Origin of the sequence: Protofrankia sp. CiP1_Cm_nod2, from assembly GCF_920664355.1 — a bacterium.
Classification (GTDB): Bacteria; Actinomycetota; Actinomycetes; order Frankiales; family Frankiaceae; genus Protofrankia.
In genome coordinates, this window is record NZ_CAKKTL010000070.1 from 5,860 (window position 1) to 16,269 (window position 10,410).

General features: G+C 68.7%; 9 protein-coding genes. 3 read left to right on the forward strand and 6 right to left on the reverse strand.

Annotation, left to right across the window (positions count from 1 at the left end; genetic code table 11):
* Nucleotides 1-35 precede the first annotated feature (35 nt).
* The gene (locus tag NBW84_RS10245) at nucleotides 36-1,355 is read left to right on the forward strand and encodes an FAD-dependent oxidoreductase (protein ID WP_250283960.1); all 1,320 of its coding nucleotides are present in this window, start codon (nucleotides 36-38) and stop codon (nucleotides 1,353-1,355) included.
* Between the two features lie 893 nt (nucleotides 1,356-2,248).
* On the opposite strand, the gene NBW84_RS10250 is transcribed toward NBW84_RS10245, so the two are convergent.
* Together NBW84_RS10250 and NBW84_RS10255 are read right to left on the reverse strand one after the other, a co-directional pair.
* Entirely contained in the window at nucleotides 2,249-3,055 is an 807-nt protein-coding gene (locus tag NBW84_RS10250) for a FadR/GntR family transcriptional regulator (protein ID WP_250283962.1), read from the reverse strand.
* A 764-nt stretch (nucleotides 3,056-3,819) separates the two neighbouring features.
* Nucleotides 3,820-4,566 carry a lysophospholipid acyltransferase family protein gene (locus NBW84_RS10255; protein WP_250283964.1) on the reverse strand — a complete coding sequence of 249 codons (747 nt, stop codon included), beginning with the start codon at nucleotides 4,564-4,566 and terminating at the stop codon, nucleotides 3,820-3,822.
* A 370-nt stretch (nucleotides 4,567-4,936) separates the two neighbouring features.
* On the opposite strand from NBW84_RS10255, the gene NBW84_RS10260 reads away from it, so the two are divergent.
* Nucleotides 4,937-5,560: a M50 family metallopeptidase gene (locus NBW84_RS10260; protein WP_250283966.1), complete on the forward strand. Its 624-nt coding sequence runs from the start codon at nucleotides 4,937-4,939 to the stop codon at nucleotides 5,558-5,560.
* A 297-nt stretch (nucleotides 5,561-5,857) separates the two neighbouring features.
* Nucleotides 5,858-6,616: an SOS response-associated peptidase gene (locus tag NBW84_RS10265; protein ID WP_250283968.1), complete on the forward strand. Its 759-nt coding sequence runs from the start codon at nucleotides 5,858-5,860 to the stop codon at nucleotides 6,614-6,616.
* 80 nt (nucleotides 6,617-6,696) lie between these two features.
* Here the strand turns inward: NBW84_RS10265 and NBW84_RS10270 are convergent, their stop codons facing one another.
* The 4 genes from NBW84_RS10270 to NBW84_RS10285 all read right to left on the reverse strand — a co-directional run.
* Complete coding sequence (locus NBW84_RS10270; RefSeq protein WP_250283970.1) at nucleotides 6,697-7,290, reverse strand: alpha-ketoglutarate-dependent dioxygenase AlkB; 594 nt, start codon at nucleotides 7,288-7,290, stop codon at nucleotides 6,697-6,699.
* 225 nt (nucleotides 7,291-7,515) lie between these two features.
* Nucleotides 7,516-8,070, reverse strand: a complete 555-nt coding sequence (locus NBW84_RS10275; RefSeq protein WP_250283972.1) for a DUF308 domain-containing protein — start codon at nucleotides 8,068-8,070, stop codon at nucleotides 7,516-7,518.
* Between the two features lie 345 nt (nucleotides 8,071-8,415).
* Entirely contained in the window at nucleotides 8,416-8,979 is a 564-nt protein-coding gene (locus NBW84_RS10280) for a YceI family protein (protein ID WP_250283974.1), read from the reverse strand.
* 24 nt (nucleotides 8,980-9,003) lie between these two features.
* Nucleotides 9,004-10,410 (reverse strand): MFS transporter (locus tag NBW84_RS10285; protein WP_250283976.1); only part of this gene is annotated, 1,407 nt, incomplete at its 5' end.

Sequence of the window (10,410 nt, forward strand, 5' to 3'; positions counted from 1 at the left end):
TGAGGGTGTCAGGACAGCGAGGGTGGTGAGGTGGCGTGACCAACCGTTCTGACGGTCGTTCCTCCGGCTCGGTGACCGTCCCGGCGGCCAGCGCTGTCATCGGGTCCCGGTACCGCGCGCCCGAGCGGGTGGGGGTCGTGGGTGCCGGCATGGTCGGCCTGTCCACCGCGTGGTTCCTGCAGGAGCATGGGGCCCAGGTCACGGTGCTCGAACGTGAGCATGTCGCGGCCGGCTCGTCCTGGGGCAACGCGGGGTGGGTCACACCGAGCCTGGCCACACCGCTGCCGGAACCGGCGGTGCTGCGTTACGGCGTCCGCGCCGTGGTGAGCCCGGCGTCCCCGGTGTACGTGCCGCCGCGCGCGGATCCGCGTCTGGCCCGCTTCCTCGCCGGGTTCGCCCGCAACAGCACGGCGCGGCGCTGGCGGGCGGCGATGGAACACCTCGCGCCGGTCAACCGCAGGGCGTTCGAGGCCTTCGACCAGCTTGCTGCCGGGGGAGTACGGGTGTCGACGTCCCCGGCCGAGCCGTTCCTGGCCTGCTACCGCAGCGCGCGTGAGCGGGAGACGCTGGTCACCGAACTCGCCGAGATCCGCACGGCGGGCCAGAAGGTCGACTTCGAGCTGCTCGGCGGCGCGCAGGCGCGGGCCCTGCAACCGGCGCTGACCGACGAGATCAACGCCGCGGTCCGCATCGACGGCCAGCGTTTCTGCGACCCGGGGCGTTTCGTGGCGGCGCTCGCCGACAGCGTCCGGGCGCGCGGCGGTGAGCTGCGGGAGGGCGTCGGCGTCCGCGGGATCCGTGACCGTGGCACCGACATGGCCCTGGAGCTCTCGACGGGGGACAGCGCACTGTTCGACGCGGTCGTCGTCGCCAGTGGCGCGTGGCTGAGCGAGCTCGCCCGCCCGTTCGGGGTCCGTCTCCCAGTGCAGGCGGGGCGAGGGTACAGCTTCAGCGTGGCGGCTCACACCGTGCCCGCGGGCCCGCTGTACTTCCCGGCCCAGCGGGTGGCCTGTACGCCGTTGGGTGACCGGTTGCGCATCGCCGGGATGATGGAGTTCCGGGAGCCTCGGGCGCCGCTGGACCAGCGTCGCATCACCGCGATCGTCGACGCGGTCCGCCCCCTGCTGGCCGGTGTGGAGCTGACCTCCCGGCGGCAGGAATGGGTTGGCTCACGTCCCTGCACGCCGGACGGTCTCCCGGTGATCGGTCGGACGACATCCCCACGGCTGTTCGTGGCCGGTGGGCACGGTATGTGGGGCATCACGTTGGGGCCGGTCAGCGGACAGCTGGTGGCGCAGGCGCTTGTCACCGGCCGCCTGCCGGTGGAACTCGAGCCTTTCGACCCGCTACGCTGATCCGCGCCCGGGCGCCTACTACGACGGGCCAGTTGGCCGGCTGGCTCCGCTCCTGTCCGGGCTCCAGCCCCGTGTGCCAGCCGGTTTCTCGGGCTGGGTGATCGAGTGTGCTTCCGTTCGGGCCCTGTCCTCGCGCGGCGGCCCGGCTCTCGGGCCGGCCGATCATCTGGACGGCGGATTCCCGCGGGTTTCGCGACGTGGGAATGCCGTTCCTGACCTGCCTGCCGGTCATGGTATATCCAATTCGCTTTGTGTTCATATGAATACCGGCGGCAATGTGTGTCGGGCTGAAGCTGTCGGTGTCATAGCGTGGATACGGTACGTGTTTTGACAACACCGGTGATGGATGCAACTCTGCCTGAGTGGTGTGGCGTGGGGCCGCACCGTCGGTGGATGGTCGAATGACCGGGCACCGCGCACCGAGGAGTGGACGGACCATTGACGGCGCTGCACTATTCATCTTTCAGGCATCGGAGCGTTACCGGTCGTCGGCGGGCCCAGGCTGATCCGATCCGTTGTCCCGGTAATGCCGCCCAGGTTGTCTGTGATGAGGGACACCGCTGGTGGGCCGTCCGCTGGTCGCTTGTCGGCCTGCTCGCCGATGGCCCCTTCGAGACGCGGGCGGCCGCGCTGGAACGGGCGAACAGCTCACCCCAACTGTGACGACATGCGACAGCCGTCTCGTTCCGGGACGGCTTCCGTCGGCCCATCGGTAGCCGATTCTCGCAAAAACAGATAAATGATATGCCCTATTCGGCTGTCGACCGAAAATGACGAGATCTTTTTCTCGTGTGCGAGATCCGTATTCCGTGGCAGGCGGGTTGGGCCGTGGCAGGCCCGGTTGCCCGGGCCGCGAACGGACCAGCAGCCGTGGTACCGACGACCTCGCCGGGTCAGCCGAGCAGGTCGAGCACGGTTGTGGCGACCGGGCCGTTGGTCAGATCCTGACTGGTTTCCAGCAGGTGCGCGCGCCACAGCTCTTCCGCGGCCCTGACCTCACGTGCCTCGATGAGGTCCACGACCCGCTCGTGCTCCAGGAGGCGCCGACGGCTGGCGAGCCGCTGTTCGGCGCTGCGTTCCGGGCCTGGGTGGGACAGCGTCGCGAGATCGAGAATGTGACGCAGCATCCCTGACAGCACCGACAGCGTCGTGTTCCCGGCAAGCTTGACCAGCAGGACGTGGAAGGCGAGATCGGCCTGCAGGTACTGGCCCGGGTCGTCGGTGCTGACGGCGGCCGCTGTCTCGCTCACCGCCAGCCGGAGCTTGTCCAGGTCTTCCTGGGCGCGATTCTCCGCCAGCAACGCCACGCACGGTGGTTCGATCACAGCGCGGGCCTGGTGGATGTCGGCAAGGGTCGTCCCGCGGTATTCCAGGACCAACGCGGCGTAGCGGGCCGCGATGTCCCCGTTCGGGATGTGTACGCGCGCGCCACCATGCGCGCCGCGCCTGACCGTGATCAGGGCTTCGGATTCCAGGACCCGGAAGGCCTCGCGCAGCGTCGGCCGGGAGACCCCGAACTGCTCCATGAGGGTGGCCTCGGGTGGGAGGGCATCGCCCTCCACGAGCTCTCCCCGCACGATGCGGCGGCGAAGGTGTGCCGCGACGAGTTCGGCGGTTTTCGGGACCCGGACCTGCTGCCCGATCGCGACCACCGTGCCGACCCTGCTAGCAGCAGGCATCGCCAGCTCTTGTACAGCCATCGTGGGCGCCTCCGTCGACGACGAACAGGTAGGTCTGTATAAACGTGGAACCGGTGAACCAAGTGGGGTAGTACAAATGTTGTTGGTGCTTGAGGTTACCAATGGGTCGTCCGGTCTCCCTAGAGAGCCTTGACACATTTGGGGTCTGGATGTTGTCCGACAGTAGCCTTTGCCTTGTCCAGGAGTGCCCGTGGGCCACCGGCATGGGCTGGACGGTCGTGGTGCTGAAATCCCCGGAGTACCCTTCGCCCAGCTACTTTTGGCCCCGTGCTATAAGCTCGGCCGGGACGCAGACGCCTGTCGCCGGGCCGGCTGCAGCCCGTGGCCCCGCTCGTCATTGGCTGTCGCCATTGGGACATGCCACCGTTGTTGACATCTGGGACGCGGTTGGCCAGGTGAGCGGTTGGCCAGGTGAAGCGTGCGCCGTCGCCTGTCGCCTTCGGGACAGCTCTTTCCGTAGATGTCAGTCGTGACTTAAAAGTCAACCCGTTGGGTATCGGTAGGTTTAGTGACTGTCCGATGGCTCCGGGTTGCCTGAATCGGGTTTTTTGACTGATCGATTAGTGATGGGGGGCCGCTCAGCTCGCGGCTGGCGTACCGGCCTGCCGGGCAGGCGGATCTCCGACGTTACCGGGTGAAAGTGTTCGTGTCGCTTCGGATGTGCTGACGGTGCGACGTTTCCGGTATGGGAACGGATGTGTTTTCGGGCTGTTCCAGGAAGATCCAGACACCTTCGCGTCTCCGCGGATGTCGTATAAGGGACGTTACTTCTTGTCGCGTGACTCGGCCTGCTCCCGGGCGACCGTCTCGGGTGTGGGCGCGCTGCCACCGAGATGGGCCGGCAGCCACCATGGCGATTCACCCGGGAGTGGCGGTGGGTAGTCACGCTGGGCATCGGTCAGCAGTTTCAACACGGCATCCGAGAGCAGTTGGGTGCCGGCCGCCGCGGGTGCGAGCTCGGCGGGCGGGATCGGTTCGCCGACGACGATCGAGACCGTGGCGCCGCGCGCGGCACGGAAGTTGCGCGGCCGCCCCTTGGTCAGAATGCGCTGGCTGCCCCAGACGGCCATCGGCAGCGCCGGGACATTGGCTTCGACGGCCATCCGAGCCGCCCCGGTCTTGAAGGGCTGGAGGCAGAAGCTGCGGTTGAGCGTCGACTCGGGGAAGATCCCCACGAGCTCGCCGGCCCGCAGCGCCGCCACCGCGTGGTGGTAGGACCCCGCGCCCGCCGACCGGTCCACGGGAATATGGCGCATCCCGCGCATGAGGGGCCCGGCGATCGGGTGGGAGAAGACGTCGTGCTTGGCCATGAAGCGGACCAGGCGTCGGTGGGAGCGCCAGAACGGGACGCCGGCGAGGGCAAAGTCCAGGTAGGAGACGTGGTTGATGACGACGACGCATCCGCCTGTGGCCGGTATGTGCTCCTGGCCTCGGACGTCGAGCCTGAGATCGAGCGCCTTGAAGAAGCCGAGCGCGAAGCGGATCACTGGCTTGTAGACGAGTTCCGCCACCCGCTCCTGACCTCCCGCCTATCTGTGTTGTCCCAACTGTGTCACGTTGGGATGATCGATTTCGATCGGCCACGAAAAGTAGCTGGCCGATCGTACCGTGAGTCGTCGCGAGCCGCCGGGAGACCATGCCGGAAGGGCGGGCAGGCCGTGTCGGACAGGCACTCGACGATCGTTCTCCGCAGCATTGCATACTCAGCTCCACCTGAGCCACATCGGCATCAGCCACATCGGCATCAGCTACATCGGCATCCCAGGGGCCGTCAGCGGTACCGGTTGGACACGATCGGATAGGAGACGTACGACGCCTGACGAGTGGACGCATCTGCTCAGCTCGGGGGATCCGCCGCGTTGGACGGCGCTGGTAGGTGCTGTGATCGCCTTTGTCGTGGTGCTCGACAGCCGGCTGTGGCCGCTGGCCCGGCATGTGATCACCATTGCTCATGAGGGAGGGCATGCGCTGGCCGCGGTCGGCAGCGGCCGGCGGCTCGGTGGTATCCGGCTGCATTCCGACACGTCCGGTGTGACCGTGTCGGCCGGGCGGCCGACCGGGCCGGGCGTCGTCGTCACGGTCGCGGCCGGCTACATCACGCCCTCGTTGCTCGGCCTCGGCGCCGCCGCCCTGCTCGCGGTCGATCAGGTGAGCCTGATGCTGCGGCTGAGTGTCGTCCTGCTCCTGGGGGTGCTCGTCGCCATCCGCAACGCCTTCGGCGTGCTGTCCATCGTGCTCAGCATCGGGACCGTCGTGGCCGTGTCGGTCCTGGCCTCGGAGCGTCCCCAGCAGTTGTTCGCCATGTCCATCACCTGGTTCCTCCTCTTCGGTGGGCTGCGGCCGATCATCGAGGTGCAGCGGACCCGCAGCCGGGGACGTGCGCCGACGTCGGATCCGGATCAGCTGGCCCGGCTGACCGGCATGCCCGCGGGGCTGTGGGTGCTGTTCTTCGCCTTCGTCTCCCTGTTCTGCCTTGTCATGTCGGCCGAATGGCTCGTGCGGTAGCAGCCCGTGTGACGGCCGCCCGGACGGCAACGGTCCGTGTGGTGGTGGCCCGTGCGGTGACTGTGTGGCGCGGGCATACCGTGCTCCACGCCCGGCTCCCGGGAGCCGGGCTCCCGGCAGGCGTGCCCTTGGCGGACATGGTTTCGGCAGACACAGCTTTGGTGGGCACGGCTCTGGCAGGCACGGCTCTGATGGGCACGGCCTCGGTGGGCGGTTGCCGCCGGCGCCCGCCAGAGGTCGGGCGGGCACCAGCGGAGGCCATGCGGTACGGGTGGTTGTCTGGCACACTACGAACACATGTGCGGTCGCTACGCCAACGCCCTGGGTGGGCAGCAGCTCGCAGAGTCGTTCTCCGCGCGTGACGAGACAGGCGGCGTACAACCGAATTTCAACGTCGCGCCGACCGCTTCGGCGCCGGTGGTCGTCATCCCGCCGGGCCAGCAGCCGACACCGGCTCCCCGGCTGCGGCTGGCGCGCTGGGGCCTGGTGCCCTCGTGGGCCAAGGACGCCGCCATCGGCAACAAAATGATCAATGCCAGGGCGGAGACCGTGGCGGCCAAACCCGCGTTCCGTGCCGCGCTGCGGGCCCGCCGCTGCCTCGTCCCGATCACGGGTTACTACGAGTGGCAGCGGACCAAGGAGGCCCGGCGCGCGCAGCCGTACCTGGTACGCCCGGTCGACGGCGAACTCGCCGCGCTCGCGGGACTGTACGAGCTGTGGCGTCCGCCCACGGGCGGCACGCTCGCGACCTTCACCATCATCACCACTACGGCGCCGGCCGGTCTGGAGTCCCTGCATCCACGCTCGCCGGTCGTCCTTCCTCCGGCGGACTGGTCGCACTGGCTTGATCCTGCCCTGGCCGATCCGGCGGTGCTGACCAGCATGCTCGGACCCGCGCCAGCCGGAGTGCTGCGCGCCTACCCGGTCGACACCCAGGTCGGCAACGTGCGTAACAACGGCCCGCATCTGCTGGAGCCGGTCACCCCGGCCGGCGACGGGGACGGCGTGGGCTCGCGGGCCGCCCGCTCCGGTGCGGCCCCGGTCGACCGTGAGTGACTTCCGTCCATGGGCCATCCGCCGGATGACGCGCTCCAGGCGCGCCGGTGAGAGCGTTCTGAAGCTGACGAGGAGGCCCCTCACGCGGCCCACCGCCAGGACGCGCTGATCCGCGGGCCGCAGGAAGCGACTTTCGGGACCGCGTGCTCCCAGTCGGCCTGGCAGCGGCCGCCTATCACCAGAAGATCTCCGGACGCGGGGAGCAGCGTCCGGCCGGCGCCACCACCGCGTGGACGGAGCCGGAAGGGACGCCGTGCCCCCAGCGTCACGATCGCTATCAGGGTGTTGCCGAGCCTGCGCAGCTCACGGTCGCGGTGGAACGCGACGCTGTCGTCACCGTCCCGGTAGAAGTTGAGCCCGACCGAGCCGAACGGCACCTGATAATGCGCGCACAGAGAGCTACGTATAGTAGCCAGGATGGGATGGGGGAGGGGTTCGGCGGCCTTGTACCACCGTGACAGCCGTGGATCGTCGACCATGCGCTCGTACATCCACCGTCGGCCCTGCCGCCACGGGACCTCGCTGGCGAGGGTCTCGTAAAGGTCGTCGGCGCCGCGCAGCCACCCGGGTGCCACGTCGGCCCACGACGTCCCATCGAGGTGGATACGGCTGAATGCCGGGCTGGTAGTGACCTCGGGATCACCGATGGTCAACAGGCTGCACTGGAGGGGCATAGAAGTACGATACCCGAACATATGTTCGATATCGAGCGTGTCGGGCAGGCCGGCCACCGGGGGCGATGTCCCGGTGGCCCCGCGCTCTGGCAACACGGATGACCGGAGCGGCTCTGGCCGCGGCCACAAGCGCTGCCGGTGCCCGGCGATCCCCGCCCGGGAATGTCGGTGGAAGCCGGCCGGCTCCGCCCGAGCCGGCCGGGCCGGCGATCCGGGTCCTGGGTATCAGGCTCGCGACTCCCGGCGGACCGCAAGAGCGCGCGTGATCTGTGCGACGCCGTGCACGATCAGCTCGATCCCGAATATCACCGCCAGGATGAAGACGGTGGCCGACGGCCACACCAGGGCGAGAATGCCGATGCCCATCGCCAGGAGACCGATGAACAGGCCCCACCCCCATGGGCGTCCGTGCCCGTGCGCGTAGCCGGCCATGGCGACACGCACGGCACCGGCCACCAGCAGGCAGATACCGACGATGAGGGCCAGTGTCCACAAGGTGACACCCGGCCAGGCGAGTGCGACGATCCCGCCGATCACGAGCAGGACACCGAAGAGAGCGGAGGCGTCCTCACCCGCACGGGTCGTCGCGGCCATGTCCATGATTCCGGCCAGCACCAGCCCGACACCGATCAGGATCGCCAGTGTGCGCGCGGCGGCGAAGGGATGGGCGACCAGGAGCGCGCCGAGAACCGTCACCGCGATTCCCAGGAAGAGCCCTGCCATCCAGACCGTGCCCGAAGCTCCGCCGTGGTGACGGTGCGTCTCTGCCGTCGTCATCATGATTGTCATCTCCAGGGTCGCTCATACCTTCCGACCTGGACAAGTGGTTCCCCGCGCCGGGCGCCGCCAGTCCTCGATGCCGGCCCTGGGCGGCTCCCGCTCCCCGGCGCCACGGCGTCTTTCCGCTGCTCCGCTGCTCAGGGCGAACGGTGTCCCGGCCGTTCGTGCCGTGCCCGTCCGCCGCGCGCTGGCCCGGCCGGCGGGCGGCTCCGGCCGGGTGCGCCGGGATGCCCGGCCGGCGCGGTGTGGCCGGCCTACCGGCGGCCCGAGCGGTCCCGGGTTCTGGATCAGGGCGGTTCTTGACCGCTGGCGCGGCTGTCGGCCGTTGGTCCTGTGCGGTCCTGATCAGAACGTCCTGATGGCCGAGATGTCAGCATCGATCGTGACTTTGTCGCCGATGAGGACGCCTCCCGCCTCCAGCGGCGCGTTCCAGGTGAGGCCGAAGTCCTTCCGGCTGAGGGATGACGTGGCGGCGAATCCCACCCGACTGTGGCCGGACGGGTCCACCGCGCTGCCCTGGAACTCGACCGCTACCTCGACCACGCGCGTCGTGCCGTGGATGGTCAGGCCGCCGGTGGCCACGTAGCTGTCCTGGCCGCTTCCTGGCCTGATGCCCGTGCTGGTGAAGGTGATCGTCGGATGCGTGCCGGCATCAAGGAAGTCGGGGGAGCGTAGATGGGTGTCGCGGTCGGCGTTCCCGGTGTCGATGCTGTCGGTGTCGATGCTGATCGTGGCATGTGAGGCCGTGGGAGTGGAGCCGTCGAGGCGCAGTGCGCCCTCGAAGGACCTGAAACTGCCCCGGACGGTCGCCACCATCGCGTGTCGGACGGCGAAGCCGGACCGGCTGTGAACGGGGTCGATCGCCCAGGTGCCGGTGAGCTTCTCGACGGCGCTGCCCGGTACGGTCATGATGTTCTCCTCTCCAGGCTTCTCCTACGATTCGTGCCCCCTGAGGGGCGGGTTCTTCTGTGACTTCGCGGGCCCTACGCGCATGATCTTTTCGTCTGGCCCCAAAGCGATTGCGTGAGCAACAGTCTGCTCCCCGGACACGCCGGCAGCCGATCGCTTCGCCCCCGGTCCGCGGTCGCGGCTGTCGTCGGTACGGCTGGCTTCCACCGTGTTCCCCGACGCGTCGGTCCGGGAGGTGGCGGCCGCTCCGCGTAGTTCGGCATCCCGGAGGAACAGGCTGATCGCGAACGCGGCGATCCCGATCGGAACGGCCACCAGAAAGACCCGGCCGAGCGAGTCGGCATAGGCGGTCCGTACCGCTTCACGTATCGGCGCGGCCAGCCCCGCGACCTCGCGCGGAGCTGAGACAAAACGGTTGGCGGCAGCGCTGCCGGTCTGCGCGCCCGGTACCCGGAGGGCGATGTTCGTGGCCAGCTGGGCGGTGAGCACCGCCCCCAGGGCGGACGCGCCGATCGCGCCCCCCATGGTACGCAGAAATGTCACGCTGGAGGTCGCGGCGCCCATGTCCCGCGGGTCGACAGAATTCTGTACGGCCAACAGGACGTTCTGCAGGAGGAGGCCGAGGCCGAGCCCCGTGACGAACATCCACAGACCGAGTTCCAGCGCGCTCGTGCCGGCGCTGACATGACTGAGCAGAAAGAGCCCGGCAGTGGCTCCGACGGTGCCTGCCACGACAAACCACTTGTAGTGCCCGATAACGCTGATCAGTCGGCCCGACCCGATGGACGTCAACAGAATACCGGCGAGCAGCGGGAGCATCCGCAGCCCGCTGACAGTGGCACTCGCGCCCTGGACGATCTGTAGGTACTGCGGAAGAAAAACAATCGTCCCGAACATGAAGGCCCCGGTGACGAGGCTCAGCAGCGCGGACACCGTGTAGATGCTGTTGGTGAACAGTCGGGGTGGGAGAATGGCCTCCGGCGCCACCCGTTCGCGCAGCGCGAAGGAACCGGTCAGTACGATTCCCGCGATGATCATCGCGGCGATCTGCCAGGAGAGCCACGAGAAGTCCTTGCCCCCGCTCTGGGTGGCGAGCAGGATGGCGCTCAGGCCCGTGACCAGCAGGATGGCGCCGGCCCAGTCGATAGCCGACCGACGGCGCCGGAACGGCAGCCGCAGCGTCCGGCTGATGACGACGAGCGCGGCGAGCCCGACCGGAAGGTTGACGAAGAACACCCAGCGCCATGACCCGTGGTCGACCACGAAACCGCCGACGAGTGGGCCGAGGATGCTCGACGCGCCGAAAACTCCGCTGAAGTATCCCTGGTAGCGCCCCCGTTCCCGGGGCGGGACGATGTCGCCGATGACGGCGAAGGCCAGGGAGATGAGGCCGCCGGCACCAAGGCCCTGCAGGGCGCGGAATCCGACAAG